This is a genomic window from Nocardiopsis xinjiangensis YIM 90004 (genome assembly GCF_000341145.1).
In the GTDB taxonomy this organism is placed as follows: Bacteria; Actinomycetota; Actinomycetes; order Streptosporangiales; family Streptosporangiaceae; genus Nocardiopsis; species Nocardiopsis xinjiangensis.
In genome coordinates this window covers 1-22,503 of sequence record NZ_ANBE01000008.1, presented here as the reverse complement: position 1 = coordinate 22,503, position 22,503 = coordinate 1, and the positions used below count along the sequence as shown (strand labels likewise).

General features: G+C 70.5%; 15 protein-coding genes and 1 pseudogene. 8 read left to right on the top strand and 8 right to left on the bottom strand.

Features of this window, described 5'->3' with window-relative positions; genetic code table 11:
• Both D473_RS0105955 and D473_RS0105945 read right to left on the bottom strand, forming a co-directional pair.
• On the bottom strand, positions 1–439 hold a 439-nt coding region (locus tag D473_RS0105955; RefSeq protein WP_017608170.1), incomplete at its 3' end, for a biotin--[acetyl-CoA-carboxylase] ligase.
• A 218-nt stretch (positions 440–657) separates the two neighbouring features.
• Positions 658–3,219, bottom strand: a complete 2,562-nt coding sequence (locus D473_RS0105945; RefSeq protein ID WP_026126647.1) for a phosphoenolpyruvate carboxylase — start codon at positions 3,217–3,219, stop codon at positions 658–660.
• 350 nt (positions 3,220–3,569) lie between these two features.
• On the opposite strand from D473_RS0105945, the gene D473_RS0105940 reads away from it, so the two are divergent.
• From D473_RS0105940 to D473_RS0105920, 5 genes and pseudogenes are all read left to right on the top strand, one after another.
• A complete protein-coding gene (locus D473_RS0105940) occupies positions 3,570–5,180 on the top strand; it encodes an acyl-CoA carboxylase subunit beta (protein ID WP_017608167.1) in 1,611 nt (536 codons plus the stop codon).
• Positions 5,177–5,407, top strand: a complete 231-nt coding sequence (locus D473_RS0105935; protein WP_017608166.1) for an acyl-CoA carboxylase subunit epsilon — start codon at positions 5,177–5,179, stop codon at positions 5,405–5,407. The genes D473_RS0105940 and D473_RS0105935 overlap by 4 nt, the downstream gene beginning before the upstream one ends.
• A gap of 81 nt (positions 5,408–5,488) precedes the next feature.
• Positions 5,489–7,218: pseudogene (locus D473_RS25535) on the top strand (acetyl/propionyl/methylcrotonyl-CoA carboxylase subunit alpha).
• 489 nt (positions 7,219–7,707) lie between these two features.
• Positions 7,708–9,219, top strand: a complete 1,512-nt coding sequence (locus D473_RS0105925; RefSeq protein ID WP_017608165.1) for a dicarboxylate/amino acid:cation symporter — start codon at positions 7,708–7,710, stop codon at positions 9,217–9,219.
• A gap of 220 nt (positions 9,220–9,439) precedes the next feature.
• Positions 9,440–10,723, top strand: a complete 1,284-nt coding sequence (locus tag D473_RS0105920) for a hypothetical protein (protein WP_017608164.1) — start codon at positions 9,440–9,442, stop codon at positions 10,721–10,723.
• A gap of 175 nt (positions 10,724–10,898) precedes the next feature.
• On the opposite strand, the gene D473_RS0105915 is transcribed toward D473_RS0105920, so the two are convergent.
• A complete protein-coding gene (locus D473_RS0105915; RefSeq protein WP_017608163.1) occupies positions 10,899–12,281 on the bottom strand; it encodes an NAD(P)H-quinone dehydrogenase in 1,383 nt (460 codons plus the stop codon).
• A gap of 190 nt (positions 12,282–12,471) precedes the next feature.
• Here D473_RS0105915 and D473_RS0105910 point away from each other — a divergent pair, with 190 nt between their 5' ends.
• Entirely contained in the window at positions 12,472–13,296 is an 825-nt protein-coding gene (locus tag D473_RS0105910) for a purine-nucleoside phosphorylase (RefSeq protein ID WP_017608162.1), read from the top strand.
• Positions 13,297–13,772: 476 nt separating this feature from the next.
• Here D473_RS0105910 and D473_RS0105905 read toward each other — a convergent pair whose 3' ends face one another.
• From D473_RS0105905 to D473_RS0105885, 5 genes are all read right to left on the bottom strand, one after another.
• Positions 13,773–14,354 (bottom strand): PH domain-containing protein, encoded by a 582-nt coding sequence (locus tag D473_RS0105905; RefSeq protein WP_394296763.1) that lies wholly within the window; start codon positions 14,352–14,354, stop codon positions 13,773–13,775.
• Between the two features lie 44 nt (positions 14,355–14,398).
• Positions 14,399–15,499, bottom strand: a complete 1,101-nt coding sequence (locus tag D473_RS0105900) for an adenosine deaminase (protein ID WP_026126646.1) — start codon at positions 15,497–15,499, stop codon at positions 14,399–14,401.
• 144 nt (positions 15,500–15,643) lie between these two features.
• A complete protein-coding gene (locus D473_RS0105895; protein WP_017608159.1) occupies positions 15,644–16,882 on the bottom strand; it encodes a M20 family metallopeptidase in 1,239 nt (412 codons plus the stop codon).
• A gap of 41 nt (positions 16,883–16,923) precedes the next feature.
• Positions 16,924–18,084, bottom strand: coding sequence for a glutamate--cysteine ligase (locus D473_RS0105890; RefSeq protein WP_026126645.1), 1,161 nt, complete (start codon positions 18,082–18,084; stop codon positions 16,924–16,926).
• A gap of 152 nt (positions 18,085–18,236) precedes the next feature.
• Positions 18,237–19,349: a YihY/virulence factor BrkB family protein gene (locus D473_RS0105885; RefSeq protein ID WP_026126644.1), complete on the bottom strand. Its 1,113-nt coding sequence runs from the start codon at positions 19,347–19,349 to the stop codon at positions 18,237–18,239.
• Between the two features lie 122 nt (positions 19,350–19,471).
• Between D473_RS0105885 and D473_RS0105880 the strand changes: the two genes are divergently transcribed.
• Together D473_RS0105880 and D473_RS0105875 are read left to right on the top strand one after the other, a co-directional pair.
• A complete protein-coding gene (locus D473_RS0105880; protein ID WP_026126643.1) occupies positions 19,472–20,593 on the top strand; it encodes a galactokinase family protein in 1,122 nt (373 codons plus the stop codon).
• A gap of 138 nt (positions 20,594–20,731) precedes the next feature.
• Positions 20,732–21,991 (top strand): LCP family protein, encoded by a 1,260-nt coding sequence (locus D473_RS0105875; protein ID WP_033352791.1) that lies wholly within the window; start codon positions 20,732–20,734, stop codon positions 21,989–21,991.
• The last annotated feature ends 512 nt before the right edge of the window (positions 21,992–22,503 follow it).

Below are 22,503 nucleotides of genomic sequence, written 5' to 3'. Positions count from 1 at the left end.
CCCGGGGGAGCTTGCCGTCGGCCTCGGAGGGCTCCGCGCGCAGGCCGGCGGGGACGATGAGGTCATTGGGCCACTTGAGCTCGGCCCGTACCCCGGTGGCACGACGTACGGCTCCCACGGCGGCCGCGCCCATGAGCGCAGTCAGCCACCCCATCCGGTCCGGGGCCACCGGCGGGCGCAACAGCAGGGAGAAGGTCAGCGCCGAACCCTCCGGGGTCTCGAACCCGCGCCCGAGCCGCCCGCGCCCGGCGGTCTGGTGCTCGGTGACCAGGACCGTGCCGTCCTCCTCGCCCTCTTTGGCACGGGCGGAGAGTTCGGTGTTGGTGGAGCCCACCGCAGGCAGCACCTCCACCCGCCGCCACGGCCCTCCGGGGCGCACGAGCGCTGCGGCCAGCGCGGTCTGCGAGAGCGGGTTCCGTCGGGTCCGGTCCAGGTCCATACGCCCATTACAGCAGCACCGGCAAACCCGCCCGGGAGCCCTCCTCGCCGCTGTGGACCAACTCCACGAAGGTGCCTCTCGGCAAGGAGGTCCGCTTCCCTGTGCCTTTCGACCCCACGATCGACACTGGCGGGTCCCCCACCTGAGGGGGCCAGAACACAGAGCGGTGCCCCGCGTCCCCGGGGAGAGCAGGGCACCGCCGTGTACGGGCCGGGCGCTCAGCCGGTGTTCTGCAACCCGGCGGCCACACCGTTGACGGACAGCAGGAGCAACCGCTCCAGGTGCTGCTGGTCCTGCTCCGACAAGGAATCGGCCTCCTCCCCGCGCAGGGCCTCCAGAGCGCGCAGCTGCAGGTGCGAGAGCGCGTCCACGTAGGGGTTGCGCAGGTCGACGGCGCGGGAGAGGACCGCGCGGTTCTCCAGCAGGCGTTCGTGACCGGTCACCCGCAGTACCAGGACGCGGGTGAGGTCGTACTCGTCCAGGACCTTCCGGGTGAGTTCGGGACGTCCGCCGAGAGCGAGGTAGCGCTCGGCGACGGTCCGGTCGGTCTTAGCCAGGCTCATCTCCGCGTTGTCCAGCAGGGACGCGAACATGGGCCACTCCCGGTAGGCGCGCTGCAGCAGCGACACGTCCTGGACGGCGGCCAGACCCGTGCCGAGACCGAACCAACCGGGCAGATTGACGCGGGTCTGGGTCCAGGCGAACACCCACGGGATCGCACGCAGGTCGTCCAACCCCTTGGCGGCCGAACGGCGCGAGGGGCGCGAGCCCAGGCGCAGCTCTCCCAGCTCCTCCAAGGGACTGACCTGGGAGAACCACACGGCGAAGTCCTCGGTGCCGATGAGGTCGAGGTAGGTCTCCTGCGCGGCGGCCGCAATGGTGTCGGCGTGGGCACGGAACCCCTCCGCCGCCGCGCGCTCGCGCTCCTGCACACGGTCGGTGGAGGCCATCAGCACCGCGTGGCCGACCTGTTCGATGTGGCGGCGGGCGATGGCTTCCTGACCGTAACGCGCGAAGATGACCTCGCCCTGCTCGGTGACCTTGAACCGGCCGTCGACCGACCCGGGTGCCTGGGCGAGCAGCGCACGGCTGGCAGGCCCCCCGCCCCGGCCCAGGGAACCGCCGCGCCCGTGGAAGAGGGTGAGCCGGATCCCGTTCTCGCGCGCCCATTCCGAGAGGCGGGCCTGGGCGTCGTACAGGCGCAGCGTGGCGCTGACCGGGCCGACGTCCTTGGCGGAGTCGCTGTAGCCGAGCATGACCTCCAACCGGCGTCCGGTCTCGTCCAGGCGGCGCTGCACCGGGGCCAGGTCCAGCATCCCGGCGAGCACGTGCGGGGACGCCTCCAGGTCGGCGCCGGTCTCGAAGAGCGGGATCACGTCGAGGACGGGCCTGCGTTCTTCCGGCAACGCGTAGGAGGCCAGCTCGTGCACGGCGGAGATGTCCTCGGCCGAGCGGGTGAAACTGACGATGTAGCGGCGGCAGGCGTCGACCCCGAAACGTTCCTGGATCCAGGAGATGACCCGGATCGTGGCCAGGACCTCCTCGGTGCGCTCCGAGGGGCGCTTCCCGGCGCGCAGTTCGGCCAGCGCCGCGGCGTGCACCTCGCTGTGCTGGCGGATCTCGAGCTCGGCGAGGTGGAACCCGAAGGTCTCGGCCTGCCACACCAGGTGCTGCAGCTGCCCGTAGGCCTGACGGACCGCGCCCGCTTCTGCCAAGGAGTTCTGGACGGTGCGCAGGTCCTCGAGGAAGGACTCGACGCCGGGGTAGGCCAGGTCGGCGTCGCGCTCGCGCGTGGCACGCAGGCGCGCGGCGGCCAGCAGCAGGAGCTGGCGGTGGGGCTCGTTGGGTGAGCGGTTGCCGATCTCGGCCATGAGGCCGGGGTGCCCGGCCTTGGCGGTGGAGATGGCCTCGTGCAGGTCCTTGTCTGCGGGGGTGAGGTTGGAGTATGCGGTCAGGGTGCGTGCGACCCGGTCACAGGAGGCTTCGAGCCCGCGCAGCACGTGCTCGGACTGGATCGTCATGGCCTCGCGGGTGACTTCGTGGGTAACGAAGGGGTTGCCGTCGCGGTCACCACCGATCCAGCTCCCGTAACGCACGAAGGGCAGCGCGCGGGGCGGGCGGGTGCCGGTGCCCTCGGGGTCCACGGCCGCGTCGAGGGAGCGGTAGACCTGCGGGACGACGGAGAAGATGGTCTCGTCGAAGGCCGCCAGGGCGGTACGCACCTCGTCGAGCGGGTCGAGCTTGGTGTAGCGCAGCTGGGAGGTGCGCCAGAGCAGGTCGACCTCCTCGAGCAGGCGCCGGTGCGCCTCGGCGGCGGCGCTGCTCCCCTCGTGCGCGGCGTGCCAGGCCTCGAGCTGGGCGCTGACGCGCAGGATCGAGGTGGACACGGCGCGGCGCCGGGCCTCGGTGGGGTGGGCGGTGAAGACCGGGTGGAACTCCATGCCCTCCAGGAGGTTCTCCAGGCTCTCTTCGCCGCCGCCTTCCTCGCGGACGGCGCGCACGGCCGCGGCGAGCGATTCCGACGGGGGGTTCTCGGCGTCGTCCCGTTCGCGCAGGGCGCGCATGCGTTGGTGTTCCTCGGCCAGGTTGGCCAGGTGGAAGTAGACGGTGAAGGCGCGGGCGACCTGCTTGGCCCGCTCCAGGGGCCAGGCCCCCACCAGGCGGGTGATCTCCTCGCCCTCGACCGTGCCCTCGCGTGCCCCGATCACCGCGTGCCGGAGTTTCTCCACATCCGCGAGGAGATCGGCTCCCCCGCTCTCGGCGAGGATCGTCCCGAGCATCTCGCCGAGCAGTTTTACGTCGCTGCGGAGCTGCTCGGGGACTTCCTGCCGTGCACTGTCGCGTTCCGCGTTCACCGCTGTCATGGGCCCGAGCCTACAGAGATCACCGGCCCCGTAATACGAGCGGGGCCACATTTTCCGTATTTCGCAGCGGCGTGAATTATTGTGATTATTCGACTATTTCGCACAGGATTTATTCCCATTCCACGCCCGAGAGCCCTCGAGAGACACGCCGCCGGAAGCGGTCGAGGGACGCCGGGCCCGCGCTCACCGGGAGGGGACCGCGCCTTCCCAGGTAACCCAGGGCCGCGTACGGATCCCTGTGGGGCACAGAGTTAACCTGCGTTGTTATGGCCACCGAAGCCCCTGAACCACTCCCCGCGGACGAGATCGACATCCACACCACCACGGGCAAGCTCGCCGACCTACAGCGCCGCCGTTACGAGGCGGTCAACGCAGGGTCGGAACGGGCCGTGGAGAAACAGCACGCCAAAGGCAAGATGACCGCACGCGAGCGGATCGACGCCCTGCTCGATCCCGGCTCGTTCGTCGAGTTCGACGCCCTGGCCCGGCACCGTTCCACCAGTTTCGGCCTGGAGGACAAGCGCCCCTACGGCGACGGTGTCGTCACCGGGCACGGAACCGTGGACGGCCGCCCCGTCGCCGTGTTCAGCCAGGACGTCACCGTGTTCGGCGGTTCCCTGGGCGAGGTCTACGGCGAGAAGATCATCAAGGTCCTCGACCACGCCCTGCAGAACGGTTGCCCCGTCGTGGGCATCAACGAGGGCGGCGGCGCCCGCATCCAGGAGGGTGTGGTCGCGCTCGGCCAGTACGGCGAGATCTTCCGCCGCAACACCCACGCCTCCGGGGTGATTCCGCAGATCTCCCTCATCATGGGCGCCACCGCCGGCGGCCATGTCTATTCCCCGGCCCTCACCGACTTCACCGTGATGGTCGACCAGACCTCGCAGATGTTCATCACCGGCCCCGACGTCATCAAGACGGTCACCGGCGAGGACGTGTCGATGGAGGAACTGGGCGGCGCCGCCACCCACACGGCCCGCTCCGGTGTGGCCCACTACATGGGCACCGGCGAGCAGGACGCCGTCGACTACGTCAAGGACCTGCTGGCGCACCTGCCCGACAACAACCTGGACGAAGCGCCCCCGGTTCCGCCCGAGGAGGCCCCCGCCGAGGAGGTCACCGACTCCGACCTGGCGCTGGACACGTTCGTGCCGGACTCGGCCAACCAGCCCTACGACATGCGCACGGTGCTGGAGTCGGTGCTGGACGACGGCGACTTCCTGGAGGTCCACGCCCGGTTCGCGACCAACCTGGTGGTGGGTTTCGGCCGTGTCGACGGCCGGTCCGTCGGTGTGGTGGCCAACCAGCCCCAGAGCCTGGCCGGCTGCCTGGACATCGACGCGTCGGAGAAGGCCGCGCGTTTCGTACGCACCTGTGACGCGTTCAACGTCCCGGTGCTGACCTTCGTGGACGTGCCCGGGTTCCTTCCCGGTACCGACCAGGAGTGGGACGGCATCATCCGCCGCGGCGCCAAGCTGCTCTACGCCTACTCCGAGGCCACGGTCCCCCTCATCACCGTCATCACCCGCAAGGCCTTCGGCGGTGCCTACGACGTCATGGGCTCCAAGCACCTGGGCGCGGACGTCAACCTGGCCTGGCCCACGGCCCAGATCGCGGTCATGGGTGCCCAGGGCGCGGTGAACATCCTGCACCGGCGCACCCTGGCCGATGCCGACGACGTCGAGGCCGAACGGGCCCGTCTCGTCACCGAGTACGAGGAGACCCTCCTGAATCCGTACTCGGCGGCCGAGCGCGGTTACGTGGACGGCGTCATCATGCCCTCGGAGACCCGGGACCAGGTCGCCAAGGCCCTCAAGGCACTGCGGAACAAACGCAAGCAGCTTCCGCCGAAGAAGCACGGGAACATCCCGCTGTGAGCGCGCACAGCAGCGAGCCGCACCTGGCCGTGGTCAGGGGCGAGCCGACCGCAGAGGAACTCGCCGCGCTCACCGCGGTGCTCGGCGCACGTGCCGCGCAGGCCCGGGCCGCCGCGGAGGCCACGCCGCCCGAACCCGTGTCGGGGTGGCGCGACCGGGCACAGGGCCTGCGGGGCCGTGTTCCCCCCAGGCCCGGGCCGGGCGCGTGGCGCTCGAGCATGCGGTAACCCGCAGCCCCCGATGTCCGAAGCCCCCGTAGAGCGGTCGGCGCGTCACCGTTCCACGTTCCTGCAGGAGGATTTCCCACCGTGCGTAAAGTCCTGATCGCCAACCGCGGCGAGATCGCCGTACGTATCGCCCGTGCCTGCCGCGATGCCGAGCTGGCCAGCGTCGCGGTCTACGCCGACCCCGACCTGGACGCCCCCCACGCCAAGATCGCCGACGAGGCCCATGCGCTGGGCGGGTCCACCCCGGCCGAGTCCTACCTGGACATCGGCAAACTCCTGACGGTGGCCGCCGCCACCGGCGCCGACGCCGTCCATCCCGGCTACGGGTTCCTGGCCGAGAACGCCGACTTCGCCAGGGCCGTGACCGATGCCGGTCTGACGTGGATCGGCCCGCCCCCGTCGGCGATCGAGTCCCTGGGCGACAAGGTCCGGGCCCGCCACATCGCTCAGAAGGTCGGTGCCCCGCTGGTGGCCGGGACCCCCGACCCGGTCGAGTCGGCCGAGGAGGTCCTGGCCTTCGCCGAGCAACACGGCCTGCCTATCGCGATCAAGGCCGCGTTCGGCGGCGGGGGGCGCGGCCTGAAGGTCGCCTACACACTCGACGAGGTACGCGACGCCTACGAGTCGGCGGTGCGTGAGGCCGTGACCGCGTTCGGGCGCGGCGAGTGCTTCGTGGAGCGCTACCTGGACCGTCCCCGCCACGTGGAGACCCAGTGCCTGGCCGACACCCACGGCAACGTCGTGGTGGTCTCCACCCGGGACTGCTCGCTGCAGCGCCGCCACCAGAAACTGGTCGAGGAGGCCCCCGCCCCGTTCCTGACCCAGGACCAGAACGAGCGCCTCTACTCGGCTTCCAAGGCGATCCTGGCCGAGGCCGGGTACGTGGGCGCGGGCACCTGTGAGTTCCTGGTGGGCACCGACGGCACCATCTCGTTCCTGGAGGTCAACACCCGCCTGCAGGTCGAGCACCCGGTCACCGAGCAGGTCACCGGCATCGACCTGGTGCGGGAGATGTTCCGTGTGGCCCAGGGCCAGGAACTGGGTTACGAGGACCCCCCGGTGAGCGGGCACTCCTTCGAGTTCCGCATCAACGCCGAGGACGCCGGCCGGAACTTCATGCCGGCCCCGGGCACGATCACCGAACTCTCGCTTCCGGGCGGGCCGGGCGTGCGGGTGGACACCGGGTGCGAGGCCGGTTTCACCGTCCCGCAGGCCTTCGACTCGATGGTGGCCAAGCTGGTGGTGACAGGACGCACGCGCGCCGAGGCGCTGCAGCGCTCGCGGCGGGCGCTGGCGGAGTTCACCGTCGGCGGCATGCCCACCGTGATCCCCTTCCACCAGGCGGTCGTGACCGATCCGGCCTTCGCCCCCACCGACCCGGAGCAGGCCTTCTCCGTCTACACGCGCTGGATCGAGACCGAGTTCGACAACCGGATCGAGCCGTGGTCGGGTGCCCCGGGCGAGGCGTCCGAGGGCGGGCGCGAGCACGTGACCGTGGAGGTGGGCGGCAAGCGTGTGGAGGTCGTGCTGCCGGCCTCCCTGGGCGCGGCGGCCCAGGCACCGCANGCGGCGGGGGCGCGACCGCCGCAGGCGGCGACGCGCTGGTCTCGCCGATGCAGGGCACCGTGGTCAAGCTCGTGGCCGAGGAGGGCGCCGAGGTCGCCGAGGGCGACACGGTCGTGGTCATCGAGGCGATGAAGATGGAGCAACCGCTGAGCGCACACAAGTCCGGTGTGGTGACCGGCTTGAAGATCGACGCGGGCGAGGCCGTGGGCAACGGCGCGGTCGTCTGCGAGATCAAGGACGCCTGAGGCTTTCGGTACGAGCGGGCGGGTACCGGGCGGTGCCCGCCCGCGTCGTGCTCGGGCCTGTCCGCTCGGCCGCGCGTCGAGTGGGGCCCCGGGGCGGTGATTATCGACTCACACGTTACCGGGAAGAAGCACGCGGAGCCCGGCGCATGAAGGGTTTTGTTCGATATCCATCGAATCACCGGGCTTCTGTGTATGGAAAAGGTAAACGAACCGGGTTATCGTGCTGAATCGTGACGAACATCTGGGGACTGACACGACGGTGGCACATCGACCTGTGCCGCTGCTCCAGCCACGCGTGTAGCTGACCGCGGCCCGTTGACCCCGCCCGCGCGCCCGACCACGGGCAGCCGAGGCACCTTCCGGAGCCGTTCCCTGTCCCGCGTCACCCGACGGTGATCCCTCTCCGACCCCTCGCGCCGAGCGCACACCCCATGAGGCACGACCCACAGGTGTGCCCTCGGCTCTCCGCACACCACCTGGAGCAACACCGTGTCCGCACAGAGCACCACCGAAGCGCCCGCGCGACGAAGAGCCTGGATCCCCTCCTTCACCGTCCAGGTCTTCCTCGCACTGTTCCTGGGCGTGGGCCTGGGCTTCACCGCCTTCCAGATCAGCCCGCCCGACGCCGACGGCGAGGCCACCAACGGCCTGGCCACCACACTCGACCTGTTCGGCAGCACGTTCGTGACGCTGCTGCAGACGGCCGTCCCGCCGTTGATCGTCCTGGCGGTCGTCTCCTCGATCGCGAACCTGCGCAACGTCACCAACGCAGCGCGACTGGCGGGCCAGACCCTGCTGTGGTTCGCGATCACCGCGCTCGTCGCCGTCTCCATCGGCATCACGCTCGGCCTGACTCTGCGCCCGGGCGTCAACAGCGGCGTGGATCCCACCACCCAGCAGGACCCGGGACGCGATGTGTCCTGGCTCGACTTCATCCAGGGCCTGGTCCCCGCCAACATCTTGGGTCTGGAGGCCGAGACCACCGGCGCCGGCGACGACCTCGCCACGGGGCTGTCGTTCAACGTCCTGCAGCTCATCGTCATCGCGGTCGTGCTCGGTATCGCCGCGGTCAAGGTCGGCAAGCCCGCCGAACCCTTCATCGAGTTCACGCACTCGGCCCTGCAGATCGTGCTCAAGGCGCTGTGGTGGATCATCCGCCTCGCCCCGATCGGCACCCTCGGCCTGCTCGGCAACGCGGTCTACAGCTACGGCTGGCACACCATCGGCGCGCTCGGCCAGTTCGTCCTCACGGTCTACGCCGGACTGGCGCTGGTGCTCTTCGTCGTCTACCCGGTACTGGCCCGCCTGCACGGCTTGTCCCCGGCCAAGTACTTCTCCGGTGTCTGGCCGACCGTGCAGCTCGGTTTCGTCTCGCGTTCCTCCATGGGCGTCCTGCCCATCACCCAGAAGGTGGCCGAGCAGAACCTGGGCGTGCCCCGTTACTACGCGGCCTTCGCCGTACCGTTCGGGACCACCACGAAGATGGACGGCTGCGCGGCGATCTACCCGGCGATCTCGGCGATCTTCATCGCGCAGTTCTTCCCCGGCATCAGCCTCGGCCTGACCGACTACCTGCTGATCGCCCTGGTCTCGGTCATCGGTTCGGCGGCCACCGCGGGTACCACCGGCGCCGTCGTGATGCTGACCTTGACCCTGTCCACGCTGGGCCTGCCCCTGGAGGGTGTGGGCCTGCTGCTGGCGGTCGACCCGATCCTCGACATGGGCCGCACCGCCGTGAACGTGGCCGGACAGGCACTGATCCCCGCGATCGTCGCCAAGCGTGAGGGCATCATCGACCTGGAGCGCTACAACACCCCGCGCGGCGGGAACGGCTTCGTGCCGCTCGACGAGGAGGACACGGTCGACGCGGGTACTGCCCGCGAGGACACGGCCGACTCGGGCGGGGACACCTCCGGCAGTGGGTCCGCGGACGGCTCTGCGGAGGCCCGCGGGGAGACGGAGCGCGCCCCCGCGAGCTCCGCTCCGGCGGCCAAGGACTGATCCGGACCCGCCCGTGCGGCGGGTACCCGATCACGCGGTGGCGGCCCGGAAGGACTCCGGGACCGCCACCGCGCGTGTCGTGCCCGGACCCACCGCCGGAACCGGCCGCACGGAGCCAAGGGCACCGAGCCCACCAGGAACTACGAGGATTCGTGATTCGTCTTCGTGGGTGAGGGAAGCGAGAGGAACGATCATGTTGCGCCGCTTGGTAACACCCACAATGCTCACCGCCGGGCTCGCCGCCGCGGCGATGGCCGCCTCGGTGGCGCCCGCCGCCGCCGAGACCGATGAAGCCACCGGCCTGCCCGACACCCAGGACGTCGTCAGCGAACTGGAGAACGACGGCGTCTACGTCGATCCCGCCATCGAGGTCGGAACGGGCGAGGACGCGATCCCCGAGGGAGAGATCGCGGTCCTCGAGGACGCGGCCGCCCAGGCAGAAACCCCCGTCTATTACGTCCTGGTCCCCGGGGGCAACACCACCTCCGAGGCCGGTGTGGACGCGTTCATGGACCCCGTCATGGCCGAGGTCGGGGACGGTGCCTACGGGGTCCTCTCCGGATCCGACTCGTTCGAGGTCACCTCACCGAACATCGAGGACACCGAGGCGATCCGCGAACTGTCCCTCCAGGAGGGCGGCGGTGCCACGGGCGATCCCAACCCGATCGACACGCTCGCGGCGGTCCCCGAGGCCACGACCGAGCTCGAAGAGGCCCAGGACACCAATGCCGTCTCCGGCTTCGTCCTGCTGGCCGTCCTCGTTCTGCTCATCGGCGCCGGCGGCTGGTTCGTCCACAATCAGCGCAAGAAGCGCGAGGCGGAGAAGGCCAGGCAGCTCGAGGAGATCAAGCAGATGGCCACCGAGGACGTCGTGCGCCTCGGCGAGGACGTCTCACGTTTCGAGATCGACCTGTCGGCGGTCGACGAGGCCACCCGTGAGGACTACACGCGGGCCATGGACTCCTACGACCAGGCCAAATCCCTCCTCGACACCATCCAGGAGCCTGACCAGGTCCGCCTGGTCACCGGCGCCCTGGAGGACGGCCGCTACTACATGTCCGCCACCCGGGCCCGCCTCAACGGCGAGAAGGTGCCCGAGCGCCGCGGCCCCTGCTTCTTCAATCCTCAGCACGGGCCCTCCACCCAGGACGTCACCTGGGCCCCGCCCGGCGGCAGCCCGCGCGAGGTCACCGCGTGCGACCAGTGCGCGCAGGCCGTGCGCACCGGCGGTCAGCCGGACGTGCGCATGGTCGAGGTCGACGGCGAGCGCCGCCCGTACTACGACGCCGGACCGGCCTACTCGCCCTACGCCGGCGGCTACTTCGGCCTGAACATGATGACGGGCATGTTCACCGGAATGATGATGGGCTCGATGATGGGTTCCATGATGGGCGGCGGAATGATGGGTGCCGGGGCCGAGGACATGGGCGACGCCGGGGGCGACTTCGGCGGCGGGGACTTCGGTGGCGGCGACTTCGGCGACTTCGGGGGCTTCGACTTCTGACGCCGGGCCTGGCCCGACCCTGCCCCACGCTCCCTCACGGGCGCGTCGGGCACACGCTCGGCGCGCCCGGTCCCTTGTGCGTTCACGGCCCTTGGACGGCCGGGGCCCACACGGGACGGGAACGCCCCGGGACGGGAACGCAGCCCCCTGTGGACCCCGGCGAGGCGAGGCGGGTCTACTCCGGGGAGGCCAGCATGAGGGAGCGGGCTGCCTCGGTGACGCTGCCGGACAGCGACGGGTACACCGAGAAGGTGTGGGCGAGGTCGTCCACGGTCAACCGCTGCTGCACGGCCACCGACACCGCCAGGATGAGCTCACTGGCCCGCGGTCCGACGATGACGCCGCCGAGGACGATGCCGGTGTGCTGGCGGCAGATGAGCTTGACGAAGCCGTCCTCGACGTCGTTCATCTTCGCCCGGGGATTGGTGTTGAGGGGCAGGGTGACCGAACGCCCGTCGATCCGGCCGCTGCGCACGTCGTTCTCGCTCGCACCCACAGCGGCCAGTTCCGGGTGGGTGAAGACGGTGGAGGCGACCGTGGACAGCTTCAGGGGGGCCACGGCCTCTCCCAAGGCGTGCCACATGGCGATCCGGCCCTGCATGGCGGCCACGGAGGCGAGCATGTTCACACCGGTGCAGTCACCGGCCGCGTAGACGCCCGGGACCGAGGTGCGTGAGACACGGTCGACGTCGATGAACCCGCTGCCGGCCAGGCGGACCCCGGCCTCCTCCAGGCCCAGGCCGTCGGTGTTGGGGATCATGCCGACCGTCATGAGGCAGTGGCTGCCCTCGACGACTCGGCCGTCGGAGAGGGTCACCTCCACCCCTTCGCCGGTGTTGACGACCGACTCGGCACGGGTGCGGCTGAGCACGGTCATACCGCGCCGCATGAAGACCTCCTCCAGGACCTCGGCGGCGTCCGAGTCCTGGGTGGGCATGACCAGTTCGCGGGAGGAGACGAGGGTGACGTCGGATCCGAGCGACTGGTAGGCGCTGGCGAACTCGGCACCGGTCACACCGGAACCGACGACGATGAGGCGCTCGGGCAGCTCCTCGAGGTCGTAGAGGTGGCGCCAGGTGAGGATGCGTTCCCCGTCGGGGCGCGCGGTGGGGAGTTCGCGGGGGTGGGCTCCGGTGGCCAGGAGGACGACGTCGGCGCGCATCCGCTGGTCGTCCACGGCGACGATGTGCGGGTCGACCAGCCGGGCCTCGCCGGTGATGACCTTGACGCCCTCCTTGACGAGTCGGGCGTGCGTGTCCTCGGACTGCGCCTCGGCCAGGCGTTTGATCCTGGGGTTGACCTCGTTCACGTGCGCCTCGACGCCCGATGCGTGCTCGTGCACGCCGGGGATGTGGAGGCCGAGGTGACTGGACTCGCGTACGTAGGTGGCACGCGTGGAGGTGGCGATGAGGCTCTTGGAAGGGACGCAGTCGGTGAGGACGCAGGCGCCGCCGATTCCGTCGCGTTCCACCACCGTCACGTCCGCGCCGAGCTGTGCTGCGACCAGTGCCGCCTCGTAGCCCCCGGGTCCGCCTCCGATGATCACGACCTTCGTCACGCTGCTTCACTCCCTCTGCGGGCGGCCCGCACACCCGTTCCCGGTCGGGGACGATGTTCGGGCATGGACGGGCTCCACCTGGTTTTATCGCTTCCTCCCATTGTCGGCCATGTGAACCGTCATTCCGCCCGCCTGACACCCAGCGTTGCGTTCCGGAACAATTCCATTACACAGCGGTAGCATCCGTCTCGTGAGCGATACAGAGCAGCCGCCCCGTACGACCGAGAAGGCGGAGGAACTGGCGGGCTCGGCCGCACACGAGTTGCTGTCCCACGCCGGAGCCGATTCCTTCGACGCCATGGTGGTGCTCGGCTCGGGCTGGGCCGGCGCGGTGGACGCGCTGGGTACGCCGGACATCGAACTGGACGTGACGGAGCTCCCGGGGTTCCACGCGCCCACGGCCGAGGGCCACACCTCCGTCGTGCGCAGTATGTGGGTGGGCGAGAAGCGGGTCGCGGTCTTCATGGGCCGCATCCACCTCTATGAGGGATACGACGCCATGGACGTGGCGCACGCGGTGCGCACCGGCATCGCGGCGGGGGCCGGAACCGTGGTCCTGACCGGATCGGCCGGTTCGTTGCGCGCCGACATCGCCCCGGGCCAGCCCGTGGTCGTGCGCGACCACATCAATCTGACCGGCCGTTCACCCCTGGTGGGCGCCACGTTCGTGGATCTGTCCCGCGCCTATTCCGAGCGGTTGCGGGAGGTCGCCCGCGAGGTGGACCCGTCCCTGGCCGAGGGTGTGTACGCGTCCGCGGTCGGGCCTCAGTTCCAGACCCCGGCGGAGCTGAACGTGCTGCGCCAGGCCGGTGCGGACGTCGTGGGGCGGTCGATCTCGTTGGAGACGATCGCAGCCGCGGGGGCGGGGGCCGACGTCCTGGCCCTGGCGATGGTCAGCAACGACGCCATGAGCGCGCTCTTCCAACCCTTCGAGGCCGAGCACGCCCTCGAGGTCGTCGCCCAGCGGGCCCACCGTCTCGGGGAGCTCCTCAACCGTGTGATCTCCCGGATCTGATCCGGCCCCGCACGGCAACGGCCCCGGCCGAGCGAACCTCTCGGCCGGGGCCGTCGGGCTGACCGGGGATCCGTACGTGTTCGCAGCTGCCGGAGCGGCCCCGCCCCGGCTGCGCCCGGCACCGGCGTGGCGAGCGTGCACCCCGAGGCCGTGGGGTGGACAGCGCCGGGCGCGGCCAGGACGGGACGGGGCGGGTATTCCTACCCCGGTGGCGACCGCCGCGCAGGGCCCCCGCAGACCCCGTTGGACTCGCGGCGGGCGGCACCTTCTCTTCCCGTTGAGCGGACGGACCGCACGTGCCTGAGGGGAATTGCTCCGAACCGGGCCATCCGCGCTAAGCCCGCCCGGAACATTTCCCTTAGGCATGCCTAACCTAACCAGAGTCGGCAGTGCGGCGTCAAGGCCGTTCCACACACGTCGGGCCCGGCCCCGAGAAGGCGGGGACCGGGTCCGACGGCAGGTCTGCCGAGGGTGGCTCACGCCAGGAGGAACACCGCCACCAGCATCGCGGCGGTCAGGCTCAGCACGACGATCACCTCGACCGGAACCATCGCCTGGGGCCGGTCCTCGGCACCGATCGCGGCGGGGCCGGCCTCGTCGGCGTCCTTGATCGGGCCGCCCAGGGGCCGGGCCCGGTGCCGCTCTGCGTCCCGGCGCAGGTCGCGCGCCATGAGGTCGACCGGACGGGCCCTCTCGGGGTCGTCGTCGACGTCGGTGTCGATGTGGCCGGAGTCCCGGCGCATGTTCTCCCGCACCTTGGAACGCTTCGACTCACGCAGCGGCCAGGAACGCACCACTCCGGCCGGGGTGTGCACACGCAGCACGTCGAGGACGTCGATCCACTCCACCGCGCTCCAGGGCACGAACACCTCGCGCAGCGGGTTGATCATGCGGAGACCGCGCTCGGTGGAGACCACACGGGGCCGCAGCCACATGATGTACACGCCGGCGACGCTCGCCGCCAGGAACGCAGAGGCGATCCAGGCCATGCGTCCCTCCCCGCGCAGCAGCACGTCGATCAGGAGCAGCAGGGCGACGACGGTCCACACCACACCCATCACCCGCGTGAAGGTGGCGTAGTGCGTCGTACTCTCCTTCGTGGTCACCGTTCGGTCGCCCACTTCAGGCGCGCGTACCCGGGCTTGATGATGCCGTTGATGAGGGACAGACGCTCGTCGAAGGACAAGAACGCCGACTTCATGGCGTTGACCGTGAACCACTGCAGGTCGTCCCAGTCGTAGCCGAAGGCATCGCTGAGCTTGGCGAACTCCCCGGACAGGCTGGTACCGCTCTGCAACCGGTTGTCGGTGTTGACCGTCACCCGGAAACGCAGGTCGCGCAGCATCCCGATGGGGTGCTCGGCGATGGAGGGGGCCGCACCGGTCTGCACGTTGGAGCTGGGGCACATCTCCAGCGGCACACGCTTGTCGCGCACGTACTGCGCGAGACGGCCCAGCACCGGGGCACCGTTGTCGTCGTGGTCGATGTCGTCGACGATGCGCACGCCGTGGCCGAGCCGGTCGCAGCCGCACCACTGCAGGGCCTCCCAGATGGAGGGCAACCCGAAGGCCTCGCCCGCGTGGATCGTGAAGTGGAAGTTCTCCCGGCGCAGGTACTCGAAGGCGTCCAGGTGGCGCGTGGGCGGGTTCCCGGCCTCGGCACCGGCGATGTCGAAGCCCACGACCCCCACGTCGCGGTGGCGTACGGCGAGTTCGGCGATCTCCGAGGAGCGTGCGGCGTGGCGCATCGCCGTCACGAGCTGCCCGGTACGGATGGGGTTTCCCTGATCGGCGGCGCGCTTCTCACCCAGGTCGAGCCCTTCCTGGACGGCCTCGACGACCTCCTCCAGGGAGAGCCCGCCCTCCAGGTGCTGCTCGGGGGCGTAGCGCGACTCCACGTAGACGACACCGTCCGCGGCCAGGTCCTCAGCGCACTCGGCGGCGACGCGGACCAGCGCATCGCGGGTCTGCATGACCGCGGTGGTGTGGCTGAAGGTCTCCAGGTACCGCTCCAGAGAACCGGAGTCGGAGGCCTCGCGGAACCAGTTGCCCAGCTCCACGGGGTCGTAGGTGGGCAGGCCGGTGTATCCGGAGTCCCGGGCGAGCTCGACGACGGTCTCCGGGCGCAGCCCGCCGTCGAGGTGGTCGTGCAGGAGCACCTTCGGCGCCTGCCGGATCTGCTCAACAGTGAGTGGCTGGTTCATGTTCCACAGCATGCCACCCGCAGGAAAGCGCGCCCGACACCGCGGGGGAAGTTGCCGAGGATCCGGCAGATGAGCCGGGCGCCCGCCACCCCACCGCACGGGACACGGCGGGGAAGGCCCCTCCGCACGGCGGCGGCCGTAGGCTCAGGCCATGGCCTCGCTGTCGACCCGTTCACCGGGCCGTGAGGCCTCCCACAGCGCGGTCAGCGCGGTGGTGGCGGCGAACCGGGTGCCGATCCCGATGGCGCGCTCGTCGGCGTCGAAGGTGCCCCTGTGCAGGTCCAGCATCGGCCCGTCCCGGTCCGGGGAGTGGGTGCCCAGCCGGGCCAGGGCGCCGGGTGCGTGCTCGAGGTACCAGGCGAAGTCCTCCCCGCCCAGGCTCTGCGAGGTGGAGGCGACCGCTTCCTGGCCCAGGGCACGGGCAGTGGCCTCGCGCATGATCTCGATGCTGGTGGCCTCGTTGATGGTGGGCGGGACCCCTCGCCGGTAGGTCACCTCGGGGCGGGCGCCGTAGACGGAGGCCACCGATTCGACCAGGCCCTTCACGATGTCGGGGGCCTCGTGCCAGGCCTCGTCGTCCAGGCAGCGCACAGTGCCCTCGGCGACGGCGTCGTCGGGGACGACGTTGGGTGCCGAGCCCGCACTGACCCGGCCCCACACGAGGCTGAACCCGGCGCGGGGATCGACCAGCCGGGAGAGGGCGGCGGGCAGCTCGGTGACGATCTTGCCCAGGGCGTAGACGAGGTCGGCGGTCAGGTGCGGACGTGCGGTGTGGCCGCCGGGGCCGGACAGGCGCACCAGGAGCTGGTCGCAGGCAGCGGTGATACCGCCGCTGCGCAGTCCCACCTTGCCGACCGGGAGGCGGGGATCGCAGTGCAGGGCGAAGACCCGGTCCACACCCTCCATCGCCCCGGCCTTGACGACCTCCACGGCGCCGCCGGGCAGTTCCTCGGCGGGTTGGAAGAGCAGCCGCACCCGCCCGGGCAGGGCACCGGCCCGCTCCTGCTGGGCCAGGAACAGGCCGGCCGCGAGCAGCACGGTGGTGTGCACGTCGTGTCCGCATGCGTGCGCGACCCCCGGCACGGTGGAGCGGTAGGGCGTACCGTCCTTCTCGTCGGTCAGGGGCAGCGCATCGATGTCGGCGCGCAGGGCCACGACGGGCCCGGGGCCGGAGCCGATGTCACAGACCAGCCCCGTGCCCACGGGAAGGATCTTCGGCTGCAACCCGGCCGCCCGCAGGCGTTCGGCGATGCGGCCCGTGGTGCGGTGTTCGGCGAAGGCGAGTTCGGGGTGCATGTGCAGGTCCCGGCGAAAGCCGATGAGCTCTCGCTCGTTGCGGGCCAGGAAGGCCGTCAACTGTTCCGGCAGGTCATGTCCCTGCATGCGAGGATCCCCTCTTCGTTCACGTCTTACCGCGCAGCCGGCTAGGTCGCCGGCACGGACACAGCGCGGGTGGGATCACCGCTACGGAGTTCGGCGGCGAGCAGGTCCACGACGTCGGAGGTGGAACCGCCGTCCGCGACGACCGCGCGCTGGCGCTCGTACGAGGCCCCTTTGTCCAGGATCTCCGACACCAGGTCCAGGTCCTCGGCGCAGCCCAAGCGGGCCGCGGTCGGCCGCAGTTCCCGAACGAGCTCGTAGAGGTCGTCACGGAGCGGAACGGTGGTTCCGTGGGCGTCCGTGATGACCCGGGCGTCGAGTCCGTAGCGGGTGGCTCGCCACTTGTTGTCCTTCACGACCCAGGGGGGCGGGCTGGGTAGCCCGTACCCGCGGTCGAGCTGGTGATCGAACAGTTCCACCAGGCTCTGGGAGAGCGCGGCAGCCATTCCCACCTCGCGCAGTGTGGGTATTCCGTCGAACATCCGGATCTCGATCGTGCCGAAATCGGGGTGCGGACGGATGTCCCACCACACTTCCTTGATGGAGGCGATCGTACCCGCCCTGAGTAGTGTTTCGAGGTATTCCTCGAAAGCCCGCCAGTGTGGAAGGTTCGGTGGCGGCCCGGAGGTGGGCAGGGCCCCGAAGATGATCGACCGCGCGGAGGCGAGTCCCGTGTCACTGCCGCCCCAGTACGGGCTGGACGCACTGAGGGCGAGGAAGTGCGGCAGATAATGGCTGAGGGCGTTGACGATGGGCACGGCCTTCTCCCGGTCGCGGACCCCCACGTGCACGTGGACTCCGCACGTGAGGATGCGCCGGGCCAACCACTGCATCTGGTCCACGAGTTCGCCGTAGCGTTCCCCGGGGCTGAGCTCCTGGTCCCGCCAGTCGTCGACGGGGTGGGTCCCGGAACAGGTCAGAGTGGTGCCCCAGGGGTGGAGGACCTCCCGCATACGGCCGATGTTGCGGTCGAGGTCGCCCTTGGCCTCCTCGACGGTCTCGCAGATGCCGGTGACGACCTCGACCTGGGACTGCATGAGTTCGTGGCGCAGCGGTGGATGCGCACTTCCGGAACTGAGGTCCGGGAGAGCTGCAAGTAGTTCGTGTGCTTCTTGGCGCAAATGTCGGGTTTTATGGTCGACGAGCTGGAGTTCCCATTCCACTCCGATCGTCGGGCGTTCGGATGACGTGAACGAAATAGCCATCTTCGTCCTCCAGGGGGTTCCGCGGCCTTTTTCCGGCCGGGCTGCCCGGCGAACCGGGACAGATGAGGACTACCCTCCCGGAGCCTGCCGTATACGGAGCGAAAACCCTGCAGGGGACGAACGACCTTCGTCCTGGGTAGAGCGGACAGGGTTCACTCGCGGTGCCCCGCCCCCGAGCGCATGAGCACCGCCGCGGCACCGGCCGTGACCGCCGCCGCGACGGTCGCCACGAGTGCGGCGAGGATCCGCTGTGCCAGACGCCGCTCGGCGAGCTCCCGCGGCGAGGGCCGCAGCACCGCCACCTTGCGGGTCCAGTCCATACCGCTGGCCTCCGGCAGCGGGAGCATCCCCGTGTAGGGCGGCAGGTCCGGGAGCCACGTGGCCGTCCACGCGGCACTGAACACGACCAGGCGCATGACCAGGTTGATCCACACCAGCAACCCCACCAGCACGGCGAAGGAGGCGTAGACCGGGTTGCTGAGGGTGCCGGACAACAGCATCGTCGCGGCCGACTTGAGGATCTCGAACCCGATCGCGCCGATGAGCGCACCCCGCCAGATCGGACGTGTGGCACGCCCCTCCCCCGACAACAGCGAGAAGGCCAGCACGAAGATCAACGCGTTCATGCCGATCGCGATGGCCACGGCCAACAGTCTCAGCGCCAGCCCCGCCACCACCGAACCGTCCAGGGACATCAGCCCCAGCAGCCAGTGCGTCGCGGTCTGAGCCACACTCGTGAAGGCGACCGTGAACAGCAGCGCCGTGCCCAGGCCCAGCATGACGAGCAGGTCGGCACCCTTGCGCACGACGTAGTTGGGGCCCTGGCGCATGCTGCGCAGCCAGATCGCGTGCAAGGCCTCGCGCAACGACGCCACCGAGTTCAGCCCCGCGTAGAGCAGACCCAGCGCACCGATCAGGCTCGCGCCCAGACGTGCTCGTGCGATCTGCTCCACCGGCAGCTGCTGCGACAACCCCGGCAGGGTCTCGTCCAGGACCTGTTCCAGGTACTGCTGGAGCTCGACGTCGACCGCCGTCAGGTGGCCGAGGACCGCGAAGGCCAGCGCGAGCAACGGGAAGAAGGACAGGAACGCGAAGTAGGTCACTGCTCCAGCGAGCTGGCTGCCGTTCTGGTCGGAGTACCGCTCGGACGCGCGCACCAGGTGGTCGGCGGCGGGACTGCGCCATCTCAGATCCCAGAAGGTGTCCATCGCCTTGTTCTGTGCACGCTGTGCGGCGCCGCGGGCCCGCTCGGCCACCGATGTCATCCGTCCAGCCTAAGGGCGGGGGGTGTCCGCCGCCGGAGTGGCCACGCCCACGCACGGCCCGCGCCCGGGCCGGTGCATCCTGGAGTGTGGAGGACAGCCGCGGCGGAGGAAGGGAAAGCACGGTGGGGGGCACGGGGACACGGTTGTGCGCGATGCTGGGCGTGGGCCCGGCCGGCCCGCGGGGGCCCTGGCCGGAGACCCCGCCGGACCCGGACGCCCTGGCCCAGGTCTTCCACGAGCGCTTCGCGGCGCCGCCCGCAGGTGTCTGGCACGCTCCGGGCCGCCTGGCGCTCATGGGCGAACACACGGCCGCGAGCGAGGGTGTGGGCCTGTACACCGCACTGCCGTGGGGTGTGACGGTGGCGCTCGGCCCGGCCGAGGACGGCGAGGTGCACGCCGCCCTGCCAGAGGGACCGGTGCGCGCCCGCTCCGCGACGGCCGTGGCAGTGACCGGCGCCGTCGAACGTGCCCGCCGCGAGGGGATCATGGCGCCCGGGACCGGGGTACGGGCCGTCGTCGACGCCGACCTGCCCGCACACGCATCCCTGGGGCGCACGGCCGCGCTCCGGGCCGCCACCTCACTGGCCCTGTCCGACCTGGGCGGGGCCCCGCCCCCCGAGGGCACCGACGCCGACGAGCGGGTCGCTCTGGTGGCCCGCCCCGGTCATGTCGTCCGGGTCAACCACAAGAACCTGCGCACGGCCGTGTTCCCCTTCGACCTGGCCGCGGAGGATCTGCACCTGCTCGTGGCCGACACCGGCGCCCTGCCCCGCCGTGACCTGCGCCGGAGGCGTGAGGAGGAACTCCGCCGAGCCGCACGGGCCCTGGGTCCCCTGCGGGCGGTCCAGGACCTGCCCGAGGCGCTGAACCGCCTCCCGGACGCTGCCCTGGCCCGCCGGGTGGAGTACGCGGTCACCGAGGTGCACCGCCTCAACGCGGCCGTGGGCCTGCTGCGCGCCGAACGGTTCGGTGAGCTCGGTCCGATCCTGTCCGCCTCCCACCTTTCGCTGCGCCGCTTCGAGCTGCCCACGCCGGACGTGGACCTGGTCGCCGAGGCCGCCTCCCGCGCCGGTGCACGCGGTACGCGGATGACCGGCTGGCGGGGCGCCGCGTTCGCCCTGGTCGGCGACGACCGGCTCGAACGGGTCCGCGCGAACGTGGAACGGGCCTTCTCCGGACGCGGTCCACGCGCCCCCCGTCTGCGCACCGCCCGTCCGGCCGCCGGGGCACACCGTCTGCGCTGATCCGTCTGCGCTGATCCCGAAAGGGGATGCTTACGGCCCGAAGGAGGCAGATCGCAAGATCTGCGAACCCGGCTACGCTGTCTGCGATCCCACAGGGGTGACGGCACATCCATCACGCGGAACGGGGACGGCAGATCCATGGCTGAGCGACCAGGACCGGGCGGGCACGGCTCGACCGGGGAACACGACCGGGGAGGGGTGTTCCGACGCGGCGGCGGCCCCGGCTCCCCCGACGAGTTCGAAAAGCTCTACCGCCCGCGTGAGTCCGAACAGCGTGCGGTGGGCGAGACCCGGCGTATGCCCTCGGCCGACGAGATCTCCCCGGCCCGGGGGCAGAAGAAGCGCCGCCGCACCCACTCCGACGCCCGGGAGTACGACGGCCGCGGCATCAAGCGCCGGGCCCGGGAACAGCGCAAACGCAGGTTCAGGACCATCCTGGTCATGGCCTTGGTGGTACTCCTGATCGTGCCGCTGGGGTTCTACCTGTGGGCGAACTCACGCCTGAACCGGGTCGAGGCCCTCCAGGACTACGAGGGCCGCCCCGACGACGGCCGCGGCACCGTCCACATGATCGTGGGATCCGACAGCCGCGACGGCATGGACGACGACCAGATGCAGGAGCTGGCGACCGGCGAGGCCGAGGGACAGCGCACCGATACGATCATGCTGCTGTACACCCCGCGCGACGGCGATCCCAGCATCATCAGTGTCCCCCGTGACTCCTTCGTCCCGATGGCCGTGCCCGGCTACGCCGACAACAAGATCAACACCGCCTACGCCGACTCGACGTGCGGCACGGACGAGGAGGGCGAGGAGGTCTGCGGCGGACCGGCGCCCCTGGTGGAGACCTTCGAACGCGCCTCGGGCGTGCAGGTCGACCACTACGTCGAGATCGGCATGGGCGGGTTCGTGGACCTCGTCGACGCCGTCGGTGGTGTGGAGCTGTGCCCCGAAGCACCCATGTCCGACCCCAAGGCCGGTCTCGATATCGAGGCCGGATGCCAGGACATGGACGGCGGTACCGCGCTCGGGTACGTGCGCACCCGTGACAGCCCCCGCGCCGACCTCGACCGCATCCAGCGCCAGCGGGAGTTCTTCTCCGCGCTGATCCAGGAGTCCAGTGCCCCCTCCACGATGTTCAACCCGTTCCGTGCGGGCCCGCTCGTGATCGCCGGGACCGACACGTTCACCGTCGACGAGGGCGACAAGCTCCGGCACCTGGCCGGCATGCTGTTGGCCATGCGCGGCGGTGTCGAGACGACGGCGATCCCTGTGGGCGAGACACCGACCCTGCCGAACGTGGGTTCGGTCGTGATGTGGGACGAGAGCCGCTCGGAGATGATGTTCGACGCGATACGCGAGGGTGAACCCATCCCCGAAGAGGCCATGCAGGACTGAGCCGAGCCTGCCGCCCTCCCCGGGCCCGCGGGTACGGGGAGGGCGGCGTGTGGGCGCCCCGGAGCGGTCCCCGCACAGCCGGGAGCGGGTGCCGGGGCGGACGACCGAGGCCCCTGAACAGAGCGAAGGGCCCGCCACCGGAGTGACGGGCCCTTCTGTGACGTTCCGAGCTGTGCGCGCCTACCCCCCAGCGGGCGCACTGCCGGCACGTCGGTCTGTGGCCTGGCGGGCCGAAACCCGCTCTGGCCTGCCGGTTCTCACCGGCTTGTTTCCACGATAAGTCAAAGCTCATCAAAGACGCGAATCGTATGCACGTGTTATAGGTCGCATCGGCGAGGAGCGGGCGACCCGGCCCTTCATCCTTGCACCGAACCGCCACGCATGCCCGCCGAACACGGCAAACGCCACCGGAAGATCTCCGCACGGCCTCCGGCGCACACGGATGCGCCCGGCCGGGTCCGGCGGATTCTTGGGGTCCTCGCAACACCTGACGGTCTACGTGGTCGTCAGTA